General features: G+C 68.9%; 26 protein-coding genes and 1 pseudogene. 15 read left to right on the top strand and 12 right to left on the bottom strand.

Annotated features, from left to right (window positions below; all coding sequences use genetic code 11):
* Positions 1-32: 32 nt before the first annotated feature.
* Positions 33-1,322: a cytochrome P450 gene (locus tag ACN27E_RS04360; protein WP_422746836.1), complete on the top strand. Its 1,290-nt coding sequence runs from the start codon at positions 33-35 to the stop codon at positions 1,320-1,322.
* Here the strand turns inward: ACN27E_RS04360 and ACN27E_RS04355 are convergent.
* A pseudogene (locus tag ACN27E_RS04355) lies at positions 1,246-1,606 on the bottom strand (hypothetical protein). The gene ACN27E_RS04360 and the pseudogene ACN27E_RS04355 sit on opposite strands and share 77 nt — an antisense overlap.
* 68 nt (positions 1,607-1,674) lie before the next feature.
* Here ACN27E_RS04355 and ACN27E_RS04350 point away from each other — a divergent pair.
* The 4 genes from ACN27E_RS04350 to ACN27E_RS04335 are packed head-to-tail and all read left to right on the top strand — an operon-like array spanning position 1,675 to position 4,399.
* The gene (locus ACN27E_RS04350) at positions 1,675-2,526 is read left to right on the top strand and encodes a helix-turn-helix domain-containing protein (RefSeq protein WP_422746835.1); all 852 of its coding nucleotides are present in this window, start codon (positions 1,675-1,677) and stop codon (positions 2,524-2,526) included.
* A 23-nt stretch (positions 2,527-2,549) separates the two neighbouring features.
* Entirely contained in the window at positions 2,550-2,972 is a 423-nt protein-coding gene (locus ACN27E_RS04345; RefSeq protein WP_422746833.1) for a lipoprotein LpqH, read from the top strand.
* Positions 2,973-3,020: 48 nt separating this feature from the next.
* Positions 3,021-3,740, top strand: a complete 720-nt coding sequence (locus ACN27E_RS04340; protein WP_422746832.1) for a FadR/GntR family transcriptional regulator — start codon at positions 3,021-3,023, stop codon at positions 3,738-3,740.
* Positions 3,737-4,399: a sterol desaturase family protein gene (locus ACN27E_RS04335; protein WP_422746830.1), complete on the top strand. Its 663-nt coding sequence runs from the start codon at positions 3,737-3,739 to the stop codon at positions 4,397-4,399. The genes ACN27E_RS04340 and ACN27E_RS04335 overlap by 4 nt, the downstream gene beginning before the upstream one ends.
* On the opposite strand, the gene ACN27E_RS04330 is transcribed toward ACN27E_RS04335, so the two are convergent.
* Together ACN27E_RS04330 and ACN27E_RS04325 are read right to left on the bottom strand one after the other, a co-directional pair.
* The gene (locus tag ACN27E_RS04330) at positions 4,383-5,147 is read right to left on the bottom strand and encodes a L,D-transpeptidase (protein ID WP_422746828.1); all 765 of its coding nucleotides are present in this window, start codon (positions 5,145-5,147) and stop codon (positions 4,383-4,385) included. The two genes, ACN27E_RS04335 and ACN27E_RS04330, sit on opposite strands and share 17 nt — an antisense overlap.
* Before the next feature lie 106 nt (positions 5,148-5,253).
* Entirely contained in the window at positions 5,254-5,874 is a 621-nt protein-coding gene (locus tag ACN27E_RS04325; RefSeq protein WP_422749611.1) for a Pr6Pr family membrane protein, read from the bottom strand.
* Between the two features lie 36 nt (positions 5,875-5,910).
* On the opposite strand from ACN27E_RS04325, the gene ACN27E_RS04320 reads away from it, so the two are divergent.
* Positions 5,911-7,371, top strand: coding sequence for a peptide MFS transporter (locus ACN27E_RS04320; RefSeq protein WP_422746827.1), 1,461 nt, complete (start codon positions 5,911-5,913; stop codon positions 7,369-7,371).
* Between the two features lie 3 nt (positions 7,372-7,374).
* On the opposite strand, the gene ACN27E_RS04315 is transcribed toward ACN27E_RS04320, so the two are convergent.
* The gene (locus ACN27E_RS04315; protein WP_422746825.1) at positions 7,375-8,310 is read right to left on the bottom strand and encodes a threonine ammonia-lyase; all 936 of its coding nucleotides are present in this window, start codon (positions 8,308-8,310) and stop codon (positions 7,375-7,377) included.
* Between the two features lie 184 nt (positions 8,311-8,494).
* Here ACN27E_RS04315 and ACN27E_RS04310 point away from each other — a divergent pair, with 184 nt between their 5' ends.
* Genes ACN27E_RS04310 through speB form a run of 3 tightly spaced genes read left to right on the top strand, consistent with a single transcriptional unit; the run spans position 8,495 to position 11,632 of the window.
* Positions 8,495-10,129 carry a fatty acyl-AMP ligase gene (locus tag ACN27E_RS04310; protein WP_422746823.1) on the top strand — a complete coding sequence of 545 codons (1,635 nt, stop codon included), beginning with the start codon at positions 8,495-8,497 and terminating at the stop codon, positions 10,127-10,129.
* Between the two features lie 28 nt (positions 10,130-10,157).
* Positions 10,158-10,556, top strand: coding sequence for an acyl-CoA thioesterase (locus ACN27E_RS04305; RefSeq protein ID WP_422746822.1), 399 nt, complete (start codon positions 10,158-10,160; stop codon positions 10,554-10,556).
* Positions 10,557-10,597: 41 nt separating this feature from the next.
* Positions 10,598-11,632 (top strand): agmatinase, encoded by a 1,035-nt coding sequence (gene speB, locus ACN27E_RS04300; RefSeq protein WP_422746820.1) that lies wholly within the window; start codon positions 10,598-10,600, stop codon positions 11,630-11,632.
* 7 nt (positions 11,633-11,639) lie between these two features.
* Here speB and ACN27E_RS04295 read toward each other — a convergent pair whose 3' ends face one another.
* Positions 11,640-12,494: a cyclopropane mycolic acid synthase family methyltransferase gene (locus ACN27E_RS04295; RefSeq protein WP_422749610.1), complete on the bottom strand. Its 855-nt coding sequence runs from the start codon at positions 12,492-12,494 to the stop codon at positions 11,640-11,642.
* A gap of 233 nt (positions 12,495-12,727) precedes the next feature.
* Between ACN27E_RS04295 and ACN27E_RS04290 the strand changes: the two genes are divergently transcribed.
* Entirely contained in the window at positions 12,728-12,943 is a 216-nt protein-coding gene (locus tag ACN27E_RS04290; protein WP_422746818.1) for a hypothetical protein, read from the top strand.
* A gap of 41 nt (positions 12,944-12,984) precedes the next feature.
* A complete protein-coding gene (locus ACN27E_RS04285; protein WP_422749608.1) occupies positions 12,985-13,524 on the top strand; it encodes a chorismate mutase in 540 nt (179 codons plus the stop codon).
* Here ACN27E_RS04285 and ACN27E_RS04280 read toward each other — a convergent pair.
* A complete protein-coding gene (locus ACN27E_RS04280) occupies positions 13,509-13,817 on the bottom strand; it encodes a putative quinol monooxygenase (RefSeq protein WP_422746817.1) in 309 nt (102 codons plus the stop codon). The two genes, ACN27E_RS04285 and ACN27E_RS04280, sit on opposite strands and share 16 nt — an antisense overlap.
* Before the next feature lie 86 nt (positions 13,818-13,903).
* Positions 13,904-14,785 carry a TIGR03854 family LLM class F420-dependent oxidoreductase gene (locus ACN27E_RS04275; protein WP_422749606.1) on the bottom strand — a complete coding sequence of 294 codons (882 nt, stop codon included), beginning with the start codon at positions 14,783-14,785 and terminating at the stop codon, positions 13,904-13,906.
* Between the two features lie 136 nt (positions 14,786-14,921).
* Here ACN27E_RS04275 and ACN27E_RS04270 point away from each other — a divergent pair, with 136 nt between their 5' ends.
* From ACN27E_RS04270 to ACN27E_RS04255, 4 genes are all read left to right on the top strand, one after another.
* A complete protein-coding gene (locus ACN27E_RS04270; protein WP_422746815.1) occupies positions 14,922-16,058 on the top strand; it encodes a serine hydrolase domain-containing protein in 1,137 nt (378 codons plus the stop codon).
* 57 nt (positions 16,059-16,115) lie between these two features.
* Positions 16,116-16,556, top strand: coding sequence for a hypothetical protein (locus ACN27E_RS04265; RefSeq protein WP_422746814.1), 441 nt, complete (start codon positions 16,116-16,118; stop codon positions 16,554-16,556).
* Positions 16,557-16,572: 16 nt separating this feature from the next.
* Positions 16,573-17,856, top strand: coding sequence for a cytochrome P450 (locus tag ACN27E_RS04260; protein ID WP_422746813.1), 1,284 nt, complete (start codon positions 16,573-16,575; stop codon positions 17,854-17,856).
* Between the two features lie 76 nt (positions 17,857-17,932).
* Positions 17,933-19,033: a hypothetical protein gene (locus ACN27E_RS04255; protein WP_422746811.1), complete on the top strand. Its 1,101-nt coding sequence runs from the start codon at positions 17,933-17,935 to the stop codon at positions 19,031-19,033.
* Positions 19,034-19,036: 3 nt separating this feature from the next.
* Here ACN27E_RS04255 and ACN27E_RS04250 read toward each other — a convergent pair whose 3' ends face one another.
* The 5 genes from ACN27E_RS04250 to ACN27E_RS04230 all read right to left on the bottom strand — a co-directional run bounded on the left by ACN27E_RS04250 (position 19,037) and on the right by ACN27E_RS04230 (position 23,006).
* Positions 19,037-19,705: a C39 family peptidase gene (locus ACN27E_RS04250; protein ID WP_422746809.1), complete on the bottom strand. Its 669-nt coding sequence runs from the start codon at positions 19,703-19,705 to the stop codon at positions 19,037-19,039.
* 100 nt (positions 19,706-19,805) lie between these two features.
* Positions 19,806-20,480: an HAD family hydrolase gene (locus ACN27E_RS04245; RefSeq protein WP_422746807.1), complete on the bottom strand. Its 675-nt coding sequence runs from the start codon at positions 20,478-20,480 to the stop codon at positions 19,806-19,808.
* Positions 20,477-21,031, bottom strand: a complete 555-nt coding sequence (locus ACN27E_RS04240) for a hypothetical protein (RefSeq protein ID WP_422746806.1) — start codon at positions 21,029-21,031, stop codon at positions 20,477-20,479. Before ACN27E_RS04240 ends, ACN27E_RS04245 begins: the two co-directional genes overlap by 4 nt.
* 124 nt (positions 21,032-21,155) lie before the next feature.
* Complete coding sequence (locus ACN27E_RS04235) at positions 21,156-21,839, bottom strand: YoaK family protein (protein WP_422746805.1); 684 nt, start codon at positions 21,837-21,839, stop codon at positions 21,156-21,158.
* 30 nt (positions 21,840-21,869) lie between these two features.
* Complete coding sequence (locus tag ACN27E_RS04230) at positions 21,870-23,006, bottom strand: glycosyltransferase (RefSeq protein WP_422749604.1); 1,137 nt, start codon at positions 23,004-23,006, stop codon at positions 21,870-21,872.
* Between the last annotated feature and the right edge of the window lie 106 nt (positions 23,007-23,112).

Below are 23,112 nucleotides of genomic sequence, written 5' to 3'. Positions count from 1 at the left end.
CGAGAACATCGCTCCAGGAGACGCCCGTGGTCATGAGCAGCGCCGCATCCCGCCCGACCCTTCCGCCGGGGTTCGATTTCACCGACCCCGACATCTACGCCGAACGGTTGCCGATCGACGAGCTGGCCGAGATGCGGCGGGTGGCGCCCATCTGGTGGAACGCCCAGACCTCGGGGAACGAGCCGTTCGACGACGACGGTTACTGGGTGGTCACCAAACACAAGGATGTCAAGGAGATCTCGCGGCGCAGCGACGTGTTCTCCAGCAACGCCAAGACGGCCTTGCCGCGCTACCGCGAGGGGGCCGAGCCGGAGTCGATCCAAGGCGGCAAAGCCGTGCTGCTGAATCAGGACGCACCGCACCACACTCATCTGCGCAAGATCGTGTCGCGTGCCTTCACCCCGCGCGCCATCGAATCGCTGCGCACCGAGTTGCGTGAGCGCGCGCACCGCATCGTGCAGAACGCCAAGGCGGCCGGCTCCGGCGATTTCGTCGAACAGGTCTCCTGCGAGCTGCCCCTGCAGGCGATCGCCGGACTGATGGGGGTGCCGCAGGAAGACCGGATGAAGCTGTTCGACTGGTCGAATCAGATGGTGGGTGACCAGGATCCGGAGTACGCCCGCAACGACGCCATGGGCGCCTCGGTCGAGCTGATCATGTACGGGATGCAGATGGCCGCCGATCGCGCCGCCAACCCGGGCGAGGACCTGGTCACCAAGCTCGTGCAGGCCGACGTCGAAGGCCACAAGCTCACCGACGACGAATTCGGCTTCTTCGTCATCCTGCTGGCCGTCGCGGGCAACGAGACCACCCGCAACTCCATCACCCAGGGAATGATGGCCTTCACCGAATTCCCCGACCAGTGGGAGCTGTTCAAGCGGGAACGCCCGGCCACCGCGGCCGACGAGATCGTCCGATGGGCCACCCCCGTCACGTCCTTCCAGCGCACCGCGTTAGAGGACACCGAGCTGTCCGGGGTGCCGATCAAGAAGGGCCAGCGGGTGGTGATGTTCTACCGGTCGGCGAACTTCGACGAGGACGTGTTCACCGATCCGTACCGCTTCGACATCCTGCGCGACCCCAATCCGCATGTCGGGTTCGGCGGCACGGGCGCGCACTACTGCATCGGGGCCAATCTGGCGCGCATGACCATCGACCTGATCTTCAATGCCATCGCCGACGAGATGCCCGACCTCACTCCCCTGGCCGAACCCGAACGGTTGCGCTCGGGCTGGCTCAACGGCATCAAACACTGGCAGGTGGACTACACAGGCTCGTCGAGACGGGCTTCGGCGCCGCAGGCGTCGGCGGGTAGTCGATGAGCGAGCGCCAGTAGTCCTCGGAAATCTCGACGTCGGACTTGAGCACGATGGCCAGGCCGGCGGCCATGGCGATGCCGAGCAGGCCCAACCACAGCCCCACCAGTGCGATGAGCAGCCACATCGCCGCGGTGCGCGGGCCACGGCGACAGCACGACCAGGACCGGCGCAAAGAAGAACCCGGTACCCACGTACCAGGCCGAGCCGGTGCGATCCGAGGCCATGACCAGCCGCAGCCAGCGCGGCACGGCGGGTGCGTCGATGCGGGTAGCGGTCGGTGTGTGCATGCCGTCCTCCTTCCGGAACACCTCCACGTTCGGCTCCCCCGGTAATCGGCGCAATTACCTCTCGGGTAATGGCAACGCCGCACGAGTCCGGCCACACTGACCGGGTGACCGCCGTACCGACGACCGCTGCGCGCGACGCGTCCTTCGGCCGAGCGTTGCGCACCTGGCGGGTCCGGCGGCGACTCAGCCAGCTCGAGCTGGCACTGGCCGCCGACGTCTCCGCCCGGCACATCAGCTTCGTCGAGACCGGCCGCGCGACGCCCAGCCGGGCTATGGTGCTGCGCCTCGCCGATGCGCTCGGCGTCCCCGCGCGTGCGCGCAACGAACTCCTGTTGGCCGCGGGTCTGGCGCCCGCGTATCCCGAACGTCGGCTGGACCATCCGGATCTGGCCGCGGTGCGCGCCGGACTCGACCGGGTCCTGGCCGCCCACGAACCGTTTCCCTGCGTCGCGGTGGACCGGGGGTGGGACGTCGTCGCGACCAATGCCGCCGCCGGCGTGCTCCTCGAGGGCGTGTCCCCGGCGTTGCTCGAGCGGCCGAACGCGCTGCGGATCGCGCTACACCCGGACGGGTTGGCCCGGCGGATCGTCAATCTCGGGCCGTGGCGTCACCATCTGCTGGGCCGGCTGCGTCGTGAGGTGTCGGCCGGCGCCGAACCCGCACTGCGAGAACTCCTGGCGGAGCTGGAGTCGCTGCCCGGCCCGGAGGAGGTCGCGTCCGATTCGGCGGTGGTCGCCGTCGAGCTCGAGATCTGCACTGCGCGTGGGGTTTCGCTGCGCCTGCTGAATACGGTGACGACGTTCGGCACGGCTTTGGATCCCACCGCCGCCGAACTCAGTGTGGAGACATTTTTGCCGGCTGACGATGCGACGGCGGCCGCTCTGGTTTGCTTGGCGACGACGTCGGAAAGGTCGACGTGACCGAACGGAACAGGGGTGGCCTCGTGGACAACCGAATCATCGCCGTAGTGGCCGCCGCAGCCGTCGGCGCCCTGGCCGCGTGCAGCGCGCCGCCGGCGGCGCTGGGCACCCGGACCGCGGAGGTGGTGGTCAACGGCGACGGAAACGGGACCAAGTATCCGGTCGAGTGCAGCCAGTCCGGCTGGACCTGGCTGATCTCCACATTCGACGAGGCCAAGCCCGGCTTCACGGCGTCCATCCAGACCGGGGACACGGTGGATGCGCACTCGGTACAGATCCGGGACCTGGAGGGCTTCACCGGTTCCTATTGGCAGGGCACCGTCGGCGAGGGCAAGGCCACCGTCGACGGGGACACCATCATGATCACCGGCACCGCCGAGGGCTCCTTCGCCGACAACCCGTCCGGTGAGGCGAATGCGACCTATCGCATCGAAACCACCTGTTAGTGGTCTGACCACTTGACCTCTTGACCTGTCGAGTGCCATGGTGGGGTCATGGCGCTGCAACCGGTGCATCGACGCTCGGTCCCCGAAGACGTCTTCGACCAGATCATCTCCGAGGTGCTGCGCGGCGATCTGGCGCCCGGCGAGGCCCTCCCCAGCGAACGGCAGCTGGCAGAGGTGCTCGGGGTGTCCCGGCCGGCGATCAGAGAAGCCCTCAAACGGCTCTCGGCCGCCGGGCTGATCGAGGTCCGGCAGGGCGACACCACCACGGTGCGCGACTACCGCCGTACTGCCGGTCTGGATCTGCTTCCCCGACTGCTGATGCGTGACGGTCAACCGGATCTGACGGTTGTACGCAGCATCCTCGAGACCCGCCTGCACAACGGCCCCAAGATCGCCGAACTCGCCGCGTCACGGGGCGGCCCCGAACTCGCCGACCGCCTCCGCGCAGTCGTCGAGACATTGGCCGACGAAACCGATCCCGTTGCCGCACAACAGCGCGCGCTCGACTTCTGGGATCACGTCGTCGACGGCGCCGACTCGATCGCGTTCCGGCTGATGTACAACACGCTGCGCGCGACCTATGAGCCGGCGCTGCCGGCACTCGCCACCATGATGGCCGAGGAGGTCGGGCGTCCCGAGGCCTACCGCGCGATCGTGGACGCCGTCGCCGGCGGTGACCCCGCAGGGGCCCGTGACGCGGCCGTCCGTCTGCTCGAGCCGGCCACCACCGCGTTGCTCGATGCGCTGCACACCTTGGAGAACCGATGAACCGAACCGCATTCACCCTGACCGACGCCGTGCGGGAGTTCCGGCGTCATCCGAGCCCGTGGTTGATCGGCGCCGTCTTGCTCGCCGCCGCCGTCGTCCGCGTGCGTCTGGGCGACTGGCAGCTCACCGACGCGCTGGTCCCGCTGGCGATGCTGGCGGCGTTCCCCCTCGTCGAATGGCTGGTACACGTGGTCATCCTGCATTGGCGACCGCGCCGGATCGGGCCGCTTCGCCTGGACCCCCTGGTGGCGCGCAAACATCGCGCGCACCACGTCGACCCGCGCGACGTACCGCTGATTCTCATCCCGTGGCAGACACTGTTGTGGTTGCTCGCCGCCGCGGTGGCCGTCGCCCTGCTGGCGTTCCCGCGGTCGGCGCTCGGGCTGACCTTTCTCGTCGCGCTGGCGCTGATCGGACTCATCTACGAGTGGTGCCACTACCTCATCCACAGCGACTACAAGCCGAAATCGGCCGCGTACCGGGCGGTGTGGCGCAACCATCGACTGCACCACTTCAAGAACGAGCACTACTGGTTCACGGTGACCACCGCGGGCACCGCCGACCGGGTGCTGGGCACCTGTCCCGACGCCGCATCCGTACCGACGTCACCGACGGCCAAGAACCTCCACGGCGCAGGGGCGGTTACGCCTGCACGATGACCGGATCGCCCATCCGCACGGTGTTGAAGTACCAGTCGGCGTTGTCCGGGCTGAGGTTGATGCACCCGTGGCTGACGTTCGCATAGCCCTGGGAACCGGTCGACCAGGGCGCCCCGTGCACGTAGACCCCGCCCCAGGTCACGCGTACCGCGTCGTAGACGGTCAGTTTGTAGCCTTCGGGATCGTCGAGGGGGATGCCGATGGTCCGGGAGTCCATCACCACGACCGACTCTTTGCCCAGCACCCGGAAGTTTCCGATCGGCGTCGGGAACTTCGGCTTGCCCATGGAGGCCGGCATCTCCCGCACCACTTCGTCGTCGATGCTGACCGTGAAGGTGTGGGCATCGATATCGGCCACACCGACGACCGCGGCACCGGTCTGGAAGCTCAGCGGCGCGGCGCCACCGACGCGCACCGAGACGGTGGAATGCGCCGGCCAGAATCCGCTCGGGGTCCATTCGACGGTGGACTGGTTCAGCCACGCGAAGTCGCCCTCCGGCGTGGCCGGCGAGTCGAAACGAATGGCGCGCTGGGCGGCGGCGCGGTCGGCGACCGGCGCGGTGAACCGCACAGTGACCGGAGCGGCGACGCCGACGACCTCACCGACCGCCGGTTGTACCGCGGCAACCGTGAGCGCCGTGCTCACTGCCGCCGATCCGGTGGCCACCGGACCGGCCACCGCGGCCGACATGGCCACCGCAAGTGTTCCGGCGATCGCGGCGGCGGACCGCCCTACCGTGCGCAGCATGGCGCCAGTGTAGGTCGACCGGACCGCGGCGTTCGGCGGACGGAGTTCACGCAATTCCATACCTGTTCATCGTCGCGGACCCATCCGAACGTTTCATCCGGCCGCCTCACGGCGCGCCGCTCACCGCGGTCGCCGGTGTCCGCCCGATCGCCATCAGGGCGTATCCCAGCCCTACGAAGATCGCCGCGAGCAGGCCGATGTTGAGCGCGACGGTCCACGATCCGACGCTGTCCGGGTCGAGGAAGTAGTAGGGCGCGCGACGGCCGGCACGGTTGAGCACCACGAGCGCGACCGCGACGTATGCCGCCGGATAGGCCAGCCACAGCCAGGGGTGCCACCAGCGCAGCGTCGCCCGGCTGCCGAGCGCCAGCATCCACTCGCCCACCGCGAGAACCGGCACCACCACGTGCAGCAGGAAGTTCGCCGGCGTGTAACCCATGCTGTGGCCGGTGAGGAAGAGGTTCCACACCAGGCCGGCCACCACCACGTAGACCACCACGGCCCCGCGCAGCGCCGCATCCGCATCGGCACGTCGCGAGACCAGGGTCGCGGCGTAGAAGGCCGCCGCGAAGACATTGGCCTGGTAGGTGAACGTCACCAACCGCCACAGCACACCGGAGCGCGACGACATCTCGACCACCACGATCGCCGCCACCACGGCCGCGACGACACCGACCCGCAGCAGCACGCTGACCCACCACCGAAATCGGGCGATGGGCGATCTGATCACCTCCGCGAGGGTAACCGTGGCAGGGTGACCTCTATGCCAGATGCTCGCCAGACGGTGGACTCCCCCGCCGGCCGGACCCTGTTCGGCCATCCGATCGGCTTGACCAATCTCTTCGGCGTCGAGTTGTGGGAACGCTTCTCGTTCTACGGGATGCTGACCATCCTGGGTTATTACCTGTACTACTCCGTCACCGACGGTGGTCTCGGGCTGCCGCAGTCGACCGCGACCGGGATCGTCGGCGCCTACGGCGGGCTGGTGTACCTGTCGACCGTTCTCGGCGGCTGGATCGCCGACCGCCTGCTCGGGATGGAACGCACCGTCTTCTACGGCGGGGTCGTGGTCATGCTCGGCCATATCGCCCTCGCCGTGTTGCCCGGACTGACCGGAGTGGGCGCCGGCCTGATCCTCGTCGCGCTCGGTTCGGGCGCGCTCAAGGCCAATGCGTCCTCGTTGCTCGGCACGCTGTACTCGAAGGGAGACCCCCGCGCGGACGGCGGCTTCACGCTGTTCTACCTCGGCATCAACCTGGGCGCCTTCACCGGACCGCTGATCACCGGACTGCTCCAGACCAGGGTCGGATTTCACTACGGGTTCGGCGCGGCGGCCATCGGGATGGCGTTGGGTCTGATCCAGTACGTCGTCTTCCGGCGAAATCTCGGCGAACATGGCCGCGACGTACCGAATCCGCTGCCCCGCACAGCGATCGGCAAGGCCGCCGGCGTGTTCGCGGCCGTCCTGATCGTCGTGGGTCTGGCCGTCGCGTTCAGCCTCGTCACGCTGGCCAATCTCTCCCAGGTCACCACCGGTGTCATCATCGTCGCGTCGATCGCCTACTTCGTGATCATGTTGCGCAGCCCGGTGGTGGCGGCGACCGAACGCGTGCGGGTGCGGGCGTTCATCCCGCTGTTCGTGGCCAATGCGGTCTTCTGGTCGCTGTTCCAGCAGATCTTCACGGTGCTCGCCGTCTACTCCGACGAGCGGATGAACTGGTCGATCTTCGGCTGGATCGCGCCGTCGAGCTGGATCGGTTCGATCGAGCCGGTGTGGATCATCGCGCTCTCGCCGCTGTTCGCGATCCTGTGGACGCGGCTGGGTAACCGGGCGCCGACCACCCCGCGAAAATTTTCCTACGGCGTCATCGGCATGGGCCTGGCGTTCCTGTGCTTCGTACCGCTGGCCAATGTGACCGCGGTGCCGGCGCTGCTGGTCATGGCGATCCTGGCTCTGTTCGCCGTCTCGGAGCTGCTGCTCTCACCGATCGGGCTGTCGGTCACCACCAAGCTCGCGCCGGAGGCGTTCCGGGCGCAGATGATGGCGCTGTACTTCTTCTCGGTGGGCCTGGGCACGGCGATGTCAGGTGTGCTGGCCGGCTACTACGACGCGTCCCATGAAGCCGCGTACTTCGGCATCCTCGGCGCGGTGGCGGTGGTCGCCGGCATCGTGGTGTTCGCGATCGCCCCGTGGATCAGCCGTCAGATGGAGGGCGTGCATTAGCAACTAGCCGGCCAGGATCTCCTGCAGCAGGACGGGTTCGATGTTGCCTCCGGACAGCACCACCGCGGTGCGCCCGGGCGGAGCCACCCGCCGGTACCCGGCCAGCGCGACCGCGCCGCTCGGTTCGCTGATCAGGTGGGCGTGCACCGCGATGTCACGGACCGCGGCGCGGATCTCGTCCTCGCCGACGGTGACGGCGTCGTCGAGCACCCGTTGCAGGTGGGCGAACGTCAGATCCGACGGTTGCGAGCGCAATCCGTCGGCGATCGTGCGGTTGCGGTCCTCGATCGGCCAGTTGACGCGGTGGCCCGCCCGCAACGCTTCGGCGGTGTCGCCGGCCAGTTCCGGCTCGACCCCGAAGATCCTCGCCTCGGGGCACAGTGCCCTGATCGCCGTGCCGACGCCGGAGGCGAGCCCGCCACCACTGACCGGGACGAAGACGTTCTCGACGCTCGGGAGATCTTCGGCGATCTCGAGGCCCAGGGTGCCCTGTCCGGCGATGACGTCGACGTGATCGAAGGGCGGCACCAGCACACCGCCGGTGCGCTCGACCAGCTCTGCAGCCACGATCTCGCGCTGCCCGGCCGCGCACAGCACCACCTCGGCACCGTGCCTGCGGGTGGCGGCCACCTTGACCTCCGGTGTTTCCTGGGGCATGACGATGTGGGCGCCCACGCCGTAGCGGGCGGCCGCGTAAGCGACCGCCTGGGCGTGGTTACCGCTGGAGTAGGCGACGACGCCGCGCGAACGCACCGCCGGGTCGAGGCGGCCGATCGCGTTGAACGCCCCGCGGACCTTGAACGCCCCGATGGCTTGCAGGCTCTCGGCCTTGAGCCACGCCGGGCCGGCCCACGGCGCGGGGATCAGCGGGGTGCGGAACACGTCGCCGCGAATGCGTTCGGCCGCCGCGCGGATGTCGTCGATCGAGATCAGTTCCACCGGTCCAGTGTGCTGGGTGGGCGGAGTCCGCACCGTCCGGGGTTATGCTCGCCGGGTCGTAGGTTCCTCGCGTGCCCGCACTACGGTTGCCGTCTGCGATAGCACCACTAGCGACGGGAGCGTCTGCCATGACGCCCACAATCTCTGATTCGACCTGCCGCAATGACGGTCCGGCCGTCCTGGCGTGAGCACCTTCACCGAGCGGATGTTCGCCAACGCCGTGTCCAGCGCGAACGGCATGACCACCGGGGAGCCGCATCTGCCGGAGCGCCGGACGTGGAGCGAGGTGCACCACCGTGCGTCCTGCTTGGCGGGCGGGTTGCGCGACGTCGGCGTCGGCCGCGGCGACGTGGTCGCGGTCCTGGCCGGGGCGCCGGCCGAGATCGCACCGACCGCCCAGGGCGTCTGGATGCGGGGCGCCTGCCTGACGATGCTGCACCAGCCGACCCCGCGCAGCGACCTGCAGTTGTGGGCCGCCGAGACCGCCGGGGTTGTCTCGCTGATCGGGGCGAAGGCGGTGATCCTGTCCGACCCGTTCATGGCCGCCGAACCGGTGCTGCGTTCGCTCGGCATTCCGGTGGTGACGGTCGACGAACTGCTCGCCGCCGATCCGGTGGCCGCCGTCGACACCGATGACGACGACGTCGCGCTGATGCAGTTGACGTCGGGGTCGACCGGCTCCCCCAAGGCCGTGCACATCACCCATGCCAACATCGTGGCCAACGCGGAGGCGATGTTCCGTGCCGCCGACTACCGCCTCGACACCGACGTCATCGTCAGCTGGCTGCCGCTGTTTCACGACATGGGGATGACCGGCTTCCTGACCGTGCCGATGTACTTCGGCGCCGAGTTGGTCAAGGTCACGCCGATGGACTTCCTCGGCGACATCCTGCTGTGGCCGCGGCTCATCGACAAATACCGCGGCACGATGACCGCAGCGCCGAACTTCGCCTGGGCACTGTTGGCCAAGCGGCTGCGCAGGCAGGCCGTTCCCGGCGAATTCGACCTCTCCACACTGCGTTTCGCCCTGTCGGGAGCCGAGCAGGTGGATCCGGCCGCGGTCGAGGACCTGTGCGAGGCGGGAGAACCGTTCGGCCTCAACCCACGAGCGGTCCTGCCGGCCTACGGGATGGCCGAGACGACCGTGGCGGTCTCGTTCTCCCGGTTGGGCGCCGGCTTGGCCGTCGACGAGGTGGACGCCGATCTGCTGTCGTCGCTCGACCGGGCGGTACCGTCGACGTCCGGGCGCACCCGACGGCTGACCTGTCTGGGTGTACCGCTGGACGACATGAGGGCCCGCGTGGTCAACGACGACGCCGACGTGCTGGCACCGAGGGCCATCGGCGTCATCCAGGTGCAGGGGTCCTCCCTGACCCCGGGGTACACCACCATGGCCGGGTTCCGGCCCGCGGCAGACGAGAGCGGCTGGTATGACACCGGTGATCTCGGTTACCTCACCGAAGACGGCCGAATCGTGGTGTGCGGCAGGGTGAAAGAGGTGATCATCATGGCCGGGCGCAATATCTACCCGGCCGACGTCGAACGGGCGGCAGCCCGAGTGCACGGTGTTCGGCCGGGATGTGTGGTAGCCGTGCGACTCGATGCGGGACACCCTCGCGAGACGTTCGCCGTCGTGGTGGAGGCCGGCGAGTGGAACGTCCATGGCGAGGTGCGGCGGATCGAACACGAGGTCGCTCACGCCGTCGTGTCAGAGGTCGACATGCGACCGCGGAAGGTGTCGGTCGTGGCACCCGGCACAATCCCGAAGACGCCGTCGGGCAAACCTCGTCGCGCATTGGCATCGGGTCTGGTGCCCTGACGCTGCTCGCCGCGGTTACGGTGACGCGATGCCGTTCTCGATGCCGATCCTCGTGCGCTACGCCGAGGTCGACCAGCAGGGCGTCGTCTTCAACGGGCACTACCTGACCTGGTTCGACGAGGCCTGCACCGCGTTCCTGGAGGATCTGGGGGTGTCCTACCCCGCGCTGATCGCCGACGGGGTGGACTTCCAGGTGGTCCATACCGAGATCGACTATGCCGCGGGTGTCCGCTGGCGTGACGACGTACGCATCGAGGTGCGCTGCGAACGGATCGGCACCACCAGCTTGACCCTCGGCTTCACGGTGCTGCGCGGGGGCACACCGGCCGTCACGGGGCGGACGGTGTATGTCGTCGTGTCGACCACCGACTGGTCGAAACGCGCCCTGCCCGAGACGTTGCGGATGGCGCTGTCGCGGGCCGGCTGATCGGCACGCGCCCGAGCGCGCCGAGCGGTACGGTCAGGCGCATGGGCCACCAGCATGACGAGCCGCAGCGCGAACTCCCACCCGGGATGGCCGAGCAGCTCGATCTGCCCTATGCCGGCTTGGCGTCCTTCGGACAACGGCCGTTTCTGACCGAACCGGCGCAGCTGGACTCCTGGCGGCCCGATGTGGCGATCGTCGGCGCCCCGTTCGACGTCGCCACCACCAACCGGCCCGGCGCCCGGTTCGGGCCGCGGGCCATCCGCGCCACCGCCTACGAACCGGGCACCTACCACATGGATCTGGGCCTGGAGATCTTCGACTGGCTCGAGGTGGTGGACTTCGGCGACGCGTGGTGTCCGCACGGACAGACCGAGGCGTCCCACCACAACATTCGCGAACGGATCCACGCCGTCGCATCCCGCGGCATCGTGCCGGTGATCCTCGGTGGCGACCACTCGATCACCTGGCCGGCCGCGACGGCGGTCGCCGATGTGCACGGGTATGGCAACGTGGGCATCGTCCATTTCGACGCGCACGCCGACACCGCCGACATCATCGACGGAAACCTCGCCAGCCACGGCACCCCGATGCGCCGGCTGATCGAATCCGGAGCGGTGCCCGGCACCCACTTCGTACAGGTGGGTTTGCGCGGCTACTGGCCACCCCAGGACACCTTCGAGTGGATGCTCGAACAGGGCATGACCTGGCACACCATGCAGGAGATCTGGGAACGCGGTTTCAAAGAGGTGATGCGCGACGCGGTCGCCGAGGCGCTGGCCAAGGCGGACAAGCTCTACGTCTCGGTCGACATCGACGTCCTCGACCCCGCGCACGCGCCCGGTACCGGCACCCCGGAGCCGGGCGGCATCACCAGCGCGGACCTGCTGCGCATGGTCCGTCAGCTCTGCTACGAACACGACGTTGCCGGGGTCGACGTAGTGGAGGTCGCACCCGCCTACGACCATGCCGAGTTGACGGTCAATGCGGCGCATCGGGTGGTGTTCGAGGCGCTGGCCGGGATGGCGGCGCGGCGGCGCGACGCGGCGGGCACCGAGCCGGGGCCGCCGGCCCGGTAGCTGCCGGTCAGCCCTTCTGGCAGGTGAACTGGCAGACGTCGATGTACCCGTCACGGAACAGGTCGGCGCAGCCGGTGAGGTACTTCATGTACCGTTCGTAGACCTCTTCGGACTGGATGGCGATGGCCTCGTCCTTGCGGGACTCCAGAGCGGCCGCCCAGGTGTCCAGCGTGCGGGCGTAGTGCAGGCGCAGCGGCTGAACCCGAGTCACCTCGAAGCCGGCCGCGGTGGCCCGGTCCTTGACCAGGTCGACCGAGGGCAGCCGGCCCCCGGGGAAGATCTCGTCCATGATGAATTTGAAGAACTTCAGGTGCTTCATGGTGATTGGCAGCCCGCGCTCCTCGACCTCTTCCTTACTGGCCTGCACGATCGTGTGCAGCAGCATCACGCCGTCGGCGGGCAGCGCCTCGTAGGCCATTTTGAAGAAGTCGTCGTAGCGGTCGAAGCCGAAGTGTTCGAAGGCACCGATCGAAACGATGCGGTCGACCGGCTGGTGGAACTGCTCCCAGCCCTGCAGTCGCGCCTCGCGTGAGCGGGGCGTGTCCAACGCGTCGAACGTCTTCTGCACGTGGGCCTGTTGGTTGCGGCTCAGGGTCAGACCGATCGCGTTCACGTCGTAGCGCTCGATCGCACGGCGCAGCGTCGCACCCCAGCCGCAGCCGACGTCGAGCAGCGTCATCCCGGGCTGCAGACCGAGCTTGCCCAGCGACAGGTCGATCTTGGCGAGCTGCGCCTCTTCCAGCGTCATGTCGTCGCGCTCGAAATAGGCGCAGCTGTAAGTCTGCGTCGGATCGAGGAACAGTCGGAAGAAATCGTCGGACAGGTCGTAATGCGACTGGACGTCCTCGAAGTGAGGAGTCATGTCCTTGTCGTCGCTGGTGGTGTTGGGCACAGCTGAAACCTTCTGACGTGTCGTTTCGGTGTCTTGTCCGGCGTCCCGCGTCTCGAGAACCGCCCCGGTCGCTGGGCTGCAGACTACCCGAGGCGGATGCTGGTCAGACACCAGCGGGCGGGCCCTGCCGCGCCGGCGCGACGTCATTATCGTGGAGAGGACCTGTCCAGACCGGCTGTCACAGCCAGGGAGGAAGACCGGAGATGAGCACCCCGAACGATCCGGCATTCGGTCACGAGGCGACCGAGGCCGACGTCGCTGAACAGCTGATTCCCGTCGACGTGGACGACGAGGAGGGCGGCCTCGATCCCGCCCGTGTCGCCCTGTCGCGCCACTTCGACGCCGACGAGGCCGACCTCATCGAACAGTCCATCGCCGTCCCGCTCGCCGACGACGACGATCCGGACTTCGACCGTTGATCCGGCGGGCCCGGCTGCGCCGAACCGTTGCGGCGCTGGCCATGGGAATCGTCGCCGGCGGTGCCGCACTGACCGGTGCGGCGCCGGCCGCAGCCGACCCCGGCCCGCTGCAGCCGCTGGTGGATGCGGCGGCCGAACGCCTGGCGGTGGCCGAGCCGGTCGCCGCCAACAAGTGGGTGACCAAGGGGTCGATCGAGGATCCGGTTCGGGTCGACCAGGTGTTGGCGGCGGTCGAGGCGGATGCGAACGCGCGCAGTATCGACGGCCAGCGGGTGCGCCGGGTTTTCGCCGATCAGATCGCGGCCACCGAGGGCATCGAGTACACGCGGTTCGGCCAGTGGAAGCTCGACCCGGCTGCGGCCCCGGTGGCCGCCCCGGAGCTGGCCGCGTCGCGGGGGGTCATCGACGGGCTGAATCGGACGATCGTCGAACAGCTGGCTTCCAACTGGCCGGTGCTGAACTCCCCGGAATGTCCGGCCAGCGTGGCCGATGCGATCGGAGCGGTGTCCACCGCCAGATCGCTGGACCCGCTCTATCGGCAGGCCCTGACGTTCGTCACCCGCAACTACTGCACGCCCTGACGGGGCTGGGTCAGCTGCCGCGCCGCGGCGACGTCGTACTCGGACACCTCGGCCGCTTCGATCGCAGCACCCTGTTCGGCGTCGACGCCGTCACCGCGGAACGCCTCGACCGCGGCCTGTGAGGCCCACCGCTCGAAGACGGCGATGCGGCACGGGTCGATGAGGTCGGGCGACACCGAGAAGTCCAGGCAGCCGGGTGCTCGGCGCGCCCGCTCGACGACGTGACGACAGCCGCGCAGATATCCGTCCCGAGCCGACGCGTCGACGATGAGATGTCCGGCGACGATGACCATCGTGCACCTCCCTGGTTTCGCTGGGTCCGTCAGCTGTGACGACCCGCCGCGGCCCGGGAATTCATCGGCCCTTTTGGCCGGCGCGCTCAGTTCTGCCGTGGCAGCAGTTCGGCGACGAACCGCTCGATGAAGACGTCACCGGGCGTGGCACCCGCCGGGCGGATGACGAATTTCGTGAGCCCCGCCGCGACGTAGGCGTCGAGCTGGCGGTGCAGCGCCGGCCAGTCGGTGGCGATCAGGTCGCCGGGGTCGACGTCCGGGCGCCGGCGCCGCACCACGTCGATCAGCCGCTCGGACAGTTCACCGTCGGCGACCGCCAGGCTGATGCCGTAATGGTCGGGTTCGATCTCGCGGCCGCACTCCCGGGCTGCCCGCTCGATCTGCTCGCGGCCGGTCCGGGCCTCGTCAGGGGTGAGGAAGCTGCCCAGCCAGCCGTCACCGAAGCGCCCTATGCGCCGCAGTGCCGACGGGGCGGAGCCGCCCAGCCAGATGTCCAGTGGCCGGTCCGGGCGCGGGGCGACGGCGGCGCCGTGCACGGTGAAGTGCTCACCCTCGAAGTCGACTTCGGGATGATCCAGTACCGCCCGCAACAGCCGCAGCGATTCGTCGAACACCGCGGCCCGCTCACCGGCCGGGACCACGAAGACCTCCCGTTCGGCGGGGATCGCCGAATGCAGACCGAACGCGGGCAGCACCCGTCGGGGGGCCACGGCCGCCAGCGAGGCCAACTGCTTGGCCACCAGCACCGGATGCCGTCCCGGCAGGATCGCCACCGAGGTTCCGACCTTGAGCCGCTGGGTGCGTCCGAGCGCATACGCCATCCCGACGAACGGATCGATCGCCTCGGAGTAGACCAGTTCGGAGAACCACAGCGAGTCGACGCCGCGGGACTCGAGGTGGTCGACGATGCCCGCGAGGTCGTGTGCCCTGGTCTCGGCAGCCAGCCCTACTCCGAAGCGGATCTTCACCTGCACTCCCATCGCCGACGTTCCGCTCGGGTAACCGGGCGGTACGCGCGGGCATTCCCGTCGACCGTCGACGACAGTCAACGCCCTTGGCGCCCGCTTCGCCGCAATGCCACTCCGGATCTGGCACGGTGAGCGCATGGTCTGGCAACGCCTCCTCACCGTGACCGCCGCTGTTGTCCTCGCCGTCTGGGGTCCGGTGGACCCGGTGGCCACCGCGACGCCGGGCCTGGCACCCGAGCTGGCGGCGCGTCTGGACGCCGCGATCGATCAGACGATGAGAACCGCCCGCATCCCCGGGGCGGTCGTCGGAGTGTTCGGTCCGCAGGGCGATTACGTACGCGCGGTGGGCGTCGCCGACGAGACGACCGGCGCCCCGATGCAACCCGGCTTCTTCCAGCGCATCGGCAGTCTCACCAAGACCTTCACCGTCACCGCGATCCTGCAGCTGGCCCGCGACGGCCGACTGTCGCTGGATGATCCGATCGACCGGTACGTACCCGGGGTTCCGCAGGGTGCGCTGATCACGCTGCGCGAACTGGCGCGGATGCAGAGCGGCCTCCCGAACTACACGGCCAACGACGAGTTCGTGCGCGCGCTGCTGTCGGACCCCCAGCGGCCCTGGACTCCTCGAGAGCTGCTCGGCTACGCGTTCTCCCAGCCGCCGACCTTCCCGCCCGGGCAGGGCTTCGAGTACAGCAACACCAATACGGTGTTGCTGGGGCTGGTGGTCGAGACAGTCACCGGCCAGCGGTTGGGCGACTTCATCCACGACCGGATCACCGCGCCGCTGGGGATGACCCGCACCGCGTTCCCGACCGGCAACGACTTCCCGCAACCGCATGCGCAGGGCTACACCGTTCAGACGCTCGACGGCATGCAAGCCGTTGCCACCGAATGGAATCCGTCGTGGGGCTGGGCGGCGGGCGCGATGACCTCCACGCTGGAGGACCTGCGCATCTGGGCACCGGCACTGGCCACCGGCACCCTGCTCGACCCGCCGCTGCAGGAGCAGCGCCTGCAGGTGGTCAGTCGGGCCGGCGTGCCGGCGCGCACCGGCTATGGGCTGGGCCTGTTCAACGCCGGCGGGTGGATCGGACACAACGGCAGCCTGCCCGGCTACCAGACCGTCGCAGTGCATCTGCCCGCCCGGAATCTGACCCTCGTCATCGAGATCAACACCGACGAGGCCGTCGACGGGACCGAGCCCTCGACGTTGTTGGCCGCCGCGATCACCCGGGAGCTCACCCCGGACAACGTCTACGCGCTCGGCTGACACCGACGACCTTGGGACGTCAGTTTTTCCGCCGCCGGCGTGGGTATCTGTGGATCCGTGACCGAGAACGACGACCGCCCTGCCGACTACGACCGTCAGCTTCCCGACGACATCAGCGACGACACCGTCGAAGCCGCGGGCAAGGTGTCGGAGGCGCTCGAGTGGGTGGAGCGCGCACGCGGGCACCTCTACAGCTTCCACCAGCTCATGGGCCGGGCCGACCTGCTGCTCGGCGAGGCCTGCGACGCCCTGCGCGACGCCGGCCACGGTGCGGTCGCCGACCGGTTGGACACGGAGATGGTCGGACGCAATGTGCTGCACGGCCGCTGGACCTTTCAGATCGTCGAGGACTTCGACGACAACTACTGGTCGGTGCTGCGCGACCACGAGCGCACGGTGCGCGACGAACTGACCGAGGGCCACCGCCACGTCTTCGAGGCGCGGATGAAAGAAGACCGCCGCACCCACGGCCGCCGGGGTCACGAAGGGCGGCCCTGACGCTAGGCTCGTCGAGATGGGTATCGCGACGCGGGTGAACGGGACGGCTCCGCCGCACATTCCGCTGGGCGATATCAATCTGGCGTCATGGGACTTCTGGGCGCTCGACGACGACGTCCGCGACGGCGCATTCGCCACCCTGCGTCGCGAGGCCCCCGTGTCGCACTACCCGGAATTCGTCCAGGACGGGTTCGCTGCCGGCCGGGGGCACTGGGCGCTCACCCGCCACGACGACGTGTTCTACGCCAGCCGCCATCCGGAGATCTTCAGTTCGGCCGGCGGCATCACGATCGGCGACCAGACCCCGGAGCTCAACGAGTACTTCGGCTCGATGATCGCGATGGACGATCCCCGGCACACCCGGCTGCGCAACATCGTGCGCAGCGCGTTCACCCCGCGAGTGCTCGCCGTGATCGAGGATTCGGTGCGCGAGCGGGCACGGCGTCTGGTGACGGACATGATCACGGCCCATCCCGACGGCACCGCCGACCTGGTCACCGAACTCGCCGGACCACTGCCGCTGCAGATCATCTGCGACATGATGGGCATTCCGGAGGACGACCACCAGCGAATCTTCGGCTGGACCAACGTCATCCTCGGCTTCGGCGACCCCGACATCGCCACCGATTTCGACGAATTCCTGCACGTGGCAATGGATATCGGCGCCTACGCCACCGCCCTGGCCGAAGACCGCCGGTCCCGCCCGGGCGATGACCTGACGACCAGCCTGGTGCAGGCCGAACTGGACGGCGAGCGCCTGACGTCCAGCGAGGTGGCGTCGTTCTTCATCCTGCTGGTGGTGGCCGGCAACGAGACCACCCGCAACGCGATCAGCCACGGCGTCCTGGCGTTGAGCCGGTATCCGGAACAGCGGGCCGATTGGTTCTCCTCCTATGACGAGGTGGCGCCGACGGCGGTTGAGGAGATCGTGCGCTGGGCGTCGCCGGTGGCCTACATGCGCCGCACCCTGACCTGTGACACCGAACTGTCCGGAGTGCAGCTGCACGCCGGGGACAAGGTCACACTCTGGTACGGCTCGGCGAATCGCGACGAGACGAAATTCGACCGGCCGTGGACGTTCGACGTGCGCCGGCAACCCAACCCGCACGTCGGTTTCGGTGGTGGCGGCGCGCACTTCTGTCTGGGCGCCAACCTCGCGCGCCGCGAGATCACCGTGGCATTCGAGGAGCTGCACCGCCAGATCCCCGACCTCACCGCCGCCGCGGAACCCGACCGGCTGCAGTCGGCGTTCATCCACGGAATCAAACGGCTGCCGGTGGCCTGGACACCGCCGCGGTAGCGGTTCGCGGCGTTTGTGCGGCCGGTGTGCGGGCACCCAACGAGGGTCCACTCAACAGTCGACGACGGGAATCTCCATGCAATCCGAACGCTTCCGTACGCTCGCGGAGTCGAAGGGTCCGTTCGCCTCGGTGTACTTCGACGATTCGCACGACACCGAGGACGCGGCGGCGCAGCGGGACCTGAAGTGGCGCGCCATTCGCGACGAACTCGAACAGCAGGGCGCGACGGGTGAGGTCATCGAGACACTGCAGCAGGCGATCACCGGTACCGCCCCCGCGGTGGGCCGCAGTGGCCGGGGCATCGTGGCCGGTCCGGACGGCATCCTGCTCAACGAGCACCTGATCCGGCCGATCGAGACGCCGGTGGTCCGGGTGTCCCCGCTGCCGTTCCTGATGCCGGTGGTCGAACACGGCGCCCAGCACGTCACCTATGTGATCGTCTCGGTCGATCACGCCGGCGCCGATGTCGAGGTACACCGCGACCGGTCGGTGGCCTCGGAGCAGGTCGACGGCGGCGGCTATCCGATCCACAAAGCCGACAGCGCGGAAACTCCGGGATACGGCGATCCGCAGCGACGCACCATGGAGGCCGGCCGCAAGAATCTGCGCGCCGTCGCCGAGGAGCTCGCTGCGCTGGTCGACGAGGACTCCCCGGAGGTCATCTTCGTCGTCGGGGAGGTGCAGTCCCGCGCGGATCTGATGCCGACGCTGGCAGACCGGGTCGCCGAGCGCGTCGTCGAACTCGACCTCGGTGCCCGCAACAGCGGGGTCGACGACGCCGACCTTCGCCACGCCGTCGACCAGGAGTTCCTCAAGCACCGGATCGCGGCGATCGACCATGCCGCCCAGCAGTTCTCACAGGCGTCCGGGCAGGGCTCCGGGCTGGCCGTCGAGGGGCTGCACGGCGTGACCGCGGCGCTGCGGGCCGGGGCGGTCGAGACGTTGATCCTCGGCGACGTCGGTGACGCCACCGTGATGGCAGACGACGACCTCTCGTCGGTCGCACCGAACGAGAATGTCCTGTCCGAGTTGGGGTCGGCCGCGACCCGGACGCTGCGCGCCGACGAGGCGTTGCCGCTGTTCGCGATCCGGACCGGCGCCGCGCTGATCCGCACCGACGAGCGCATCGCTCCTACCGACGGTGTGGCTGCGGTGCTGCGCTATCCGCTGCCCTGACGCTCACGCCGCCTCGGTGGTCACCACGACCGCGTGGTAACCGGCCGCCCAGGCCGACTCGAACACGTCCATCGGAACCACCTCGTCGGCTCCGTCCTCGGTGCCGCTGTCGTTGAGCATGACGACGCCGTCGTCGGTGTCCAGACCGGTGACGACCACCGCATGGTCACCGTGGGTCCGGTCTCCGTCCTGGTTCCAGATGGTCTCGGCGTTCACGGACACGATGATCCGATGTCCCCCGTCGAGCGCCTTCTCCAGAACGTCGAGGTTGGTCTGGCCGGCCGGCACATCGTCCTCGTTGGTCGCGGTCGCGTGCACACCGTAGTGCTCGAGCAGCACGGGCAGGTCGAAGATATTGGTGCCCTGGCCCGAATCGGGGTCGTTCGGATCGGGGGGCGGCAGATAGATCGGCTGCCCGTCTCGGATCCGACTCGGGGTGTGCATCGCGGCGTCGATGATCTCGGCCTCGGACGGTTGGTGGCCGGTGAGTTCGCCGATCACGTCGGCGGTGGCCATCAGCGCGCAGTCGTCGCCGCTCTGCAGCACCCAGAAGTCCGCCGCGCCGGCCGGATCGCCGAAGAACTCCGCGTCGGCGTTGGCCGCCAGTCCGAGGGCCGCACCGCCCACTGCGGCGGCGACGACGGCGGTACGAAAAGCCCGGATGACCTTCACGATGACTCCTTCTCTCCGTCACGGGCGAGGGTGTCGCCTCATGGGAGAGAAGAGTCGTGGATCGGGCTCGACGAATACTTGCCGAATTCTTGTCGGCCGGCTACTGCAGCTTTCCGATCGGGCTGTGCTGCAGGTGTGCGCGGAGGTCTTCGGCGTTCTCGAAGACCTCCGCCGCACCCGCCTCGGTCAGCTCGCCACGAGATACCCCGCCGCTGAGCAGACCGATCGAGATCACGCCCGCACGCTGGCAGGCTTCGATGTCCCAGACGGCGTCACCGACGAACACCGCGCGGCCGGCGTCGACCCCGGCTCGCTCGAGGGCGATCTGGACGATGTCGGGTTTGGGCTTGGCGGTTTCGACGTCGCCTCCCGAGGTCAGCGTGGAGATGACGTCCTCGCTGTCGAGCACCTCGCGCAGCACCTTCAGCTCGTCTTCGGGGGCCGAGGTGGCCAGCACCGCCTGAAGACCGAGTTCCTCGACGGCCTCGAGCAGCGCCCGGGCCCCCGGCAGCAGCCGCAGCAACCCCTTGCTGTCCAGGTAGTAGCGGGAATGGGCATCGGAGAGTCGGCTGCGGGTGTCGTCGTCGGCGTCGGGCACCAGTGCTTCCTGCAACTGCGACCCGTCCATGCCGATGCACCGGTGTACACGCCAGGACTCGACGATCAGACCCTCGTCGGCGAAGGCGCGATGCCAGGCGTAGACGTGCAGATAGTTGGAGTCGACCAGTGTGCCGTCGATGTCGAAGAGGACGGCGGGGGCGTTCTGCGCCGTCACCGGAGACGCTGTTCGGGGGTCGGCTGCTGAACCGGTGCACCCGGCTGGCCCGGGTGGCCGGGCTGGCCGGGCTGGCCGGGCTGGCCGGAATAGCCCGGTGCGCCGGGCTGGGAGTGCTGGCCGGGCTGGTCGGAATAGCCCGGTGCGCCGGGCTGGGACTGCTGGTCGTCGGCGGCGGCGGTGTGGTCCCGCGGGTCGAGCTTGTCGGCGTGGGCGCGCCGCTCGTCCAGTTCCGCGCGAGTGCTGTCGACCGCCTCACGGTGACCGGTCGCGACGTCCCGCAGCCGAGCCGCCTCGGCCTTTTTGGCTTCCGCTTCGGCGGCCTTGGCCTCGGCCTCCGCGGCCGCGGCGCGGGCTTTGGCGTCGGCCTGATCAGCCACCACGGCCCGCTTCTCGACCCGCTGATGCTGTTCGTCCACTTCCGCGCGGATACGGCTGGCTTCGACGCGGCGACGCTGGGTGCGCTGTTTGAGGGCCAGCGCCACGACGGCGGCGATCAGCAGGACCGCGACGACGGCGACGACGATCCAGACGACGGTGTTGGTAGCCACGTCGGCTCCTTCGGTTCTGTGGGCGCGGTCGGGCATCGACGCTCCCCCTGCCGGAGCGGGTGCCCGGCACCGGTCGTGGTTAAACGACGAGAAGTGCCCGCCGGCCCGGGTGGCGCGCGTGAGCTCAGCGCCGATGGTGCTCATCGATCACGAACAACACGAGTGTCGCCCAGAGAATCGTTGCGGCACACCAAATCGCATGTACCCCCCAGGCCCGGCTGGTGACCGCACCGATCAGCGCACCGGCCGCGAAGGTCGCGATGAGCATGGCGTAGATGCCGAAGGCTCGCCGGGACGGGCCGTGCTTCTCGACGAGACCGTCGTATCCCGCCTCGACCATCCGCATCATGTTCCCGGTCGTGGCCACCGGCATGTAGTTGAGATCGCCGATGTTGCGGAACAGCCCGATCTGAACGGCGGCGAGAAACGAGATGGGAACGGTCACATAGGAATGCGGGACCGCCGCCGGGACGAATCCGATCGCGGCCAGCGCGGCGACCTGGACGGTGATGGTCCAGCGCAGTGATTGCGGCAGGAAGCGTTCGACCCGGCCGGATTTGATGTGCGCGGCCAGCGCGACGCCCACGATGAAGGCGAGCAGCGGCCACACGTGGTTGAGGGCGGCGCCGATCTTCCGCTCGGAGACGTCGATGGCGAAGAAGATGACGTTCCCGGTCTGCACATTGGCGAAGACGCCGCCGCGAATGAAGTAGGTGTGCGCGTCGAGGAAGCCGTTGGTCAGGGTGAGCAGCAGGGCGAACCACACGGTTCGCGTCCGCTCGGTGTCCGCCGGGACCGCTACGCCCATGCGCACAACGTAGTCAACGCGTTGGCCCGACTACCTCAGTCCCGTCTCACCCACTCCCATCTCACCCACTCCCATGGCGGCCAGCATGCCCTGGGCGGCGCGAGGCCAGGTGAAGTCCTCCGCCCGGCGGCGGGCGTTGCTGCGCCGCAGCGACTCGGGCGTGCCGATCACCGTGCTCACGGCCGCGGCGAGCGCGTCGGCGTCGTTGTCCGCCGCGACGCCGCTGTCCGCCGTGAGGATCTCGGCGAGCGCGGACGTGCGGGATACCACTGCCGGGGTTCCCGAGGCCAACGCTTCGAGTGCGGCCAGGCCGAACGTCTCATGCGGGCCTGGCGCCAGGGCGACGTCCGCCGACGCCAGGATGGCGGCGACGGTGTCCCGGCACCCGATGAAACCAGTGAAGGCGACGGGCAGGCCGGCCGCCTGGCGCTCGAGGCGGGCGCGCAGCGGACCGTCCCCGACGACGACCAGCCGGGCATCGGTGCCCGAGGAGCGCAGCGCGGCGACGGCGTCGATGCTGCGGTGTGCGTGCTTCTCGACCGACAGCCGGCCACAGTGCACCAGCAGGGTCTGCCCGGGACCGGCCCACCGGCGCCGGACGTCGGGCGAACGCCGGTCGGGGTGGAACTGGTCGAGATCGACGCCCAGTGGCACGGTGACGACATTCGTGGCGTCGATCCGGTCGAACTCCTGGCGGGCGAAGGCGGTGGTGCACACCACCGCGTCGTAGTCCGACGCCGTGCGCCGGTTCGCGAGGTCGGCGACCGCGCGGGCCATCGGCCCAGGGAGCACCTGCCCGACGAGGCGGTCGAGTCGTTCGTGCGAGATCATCACGGTGGCCACGCGGTGGCGCCGGCCCCATCCGCCGAGAGACCGCAGCGTCAACCGGTCGCTGACCTCGATCGCGTCGGGTCCCAGCCGCTGCAGCAGGGCGGTGACCGGGCCGGGGAGCGCGGCGCGGTAGCCGCCGGTGAACGGAATCAGTCTGGCGGGCAACGATATCCGGATGACGCCGGTGTCCAGGCGGCTTTCCTCGGCGTGCTGACCGGGGACGACGAGAAAAACCTCGTGGCCGGCTGCGCAGTATTCGGCTCCCAACCGATCGACGGCGGTACGCAGGCCTCCCGAACGTGGCCCGTAGAAGTTCGCCACCTGCACCACCCGCATGTCCACGATGACACCGGCCACGGATGTGTGAACCGCTACCACCGACCTTCGGACGGCTGAACGGCGGGTGAACTCGCCGCCCGAAAAAGGTTGCCCGGAGGCAGGA

Source organism: Mycobacterium sp. WMMD1722 (assembly GCF_049315205.1).
Lineage (GTDB): Bacteria > Actinomycetota > Actinomycetes > Mycobacteriales > Mycobacteriaceae > Mycobacterium.
Note: the sequence above shows the minus strand (reverse complement) of the source record. Positions and strands in the feature narration are given on the sequence as shown.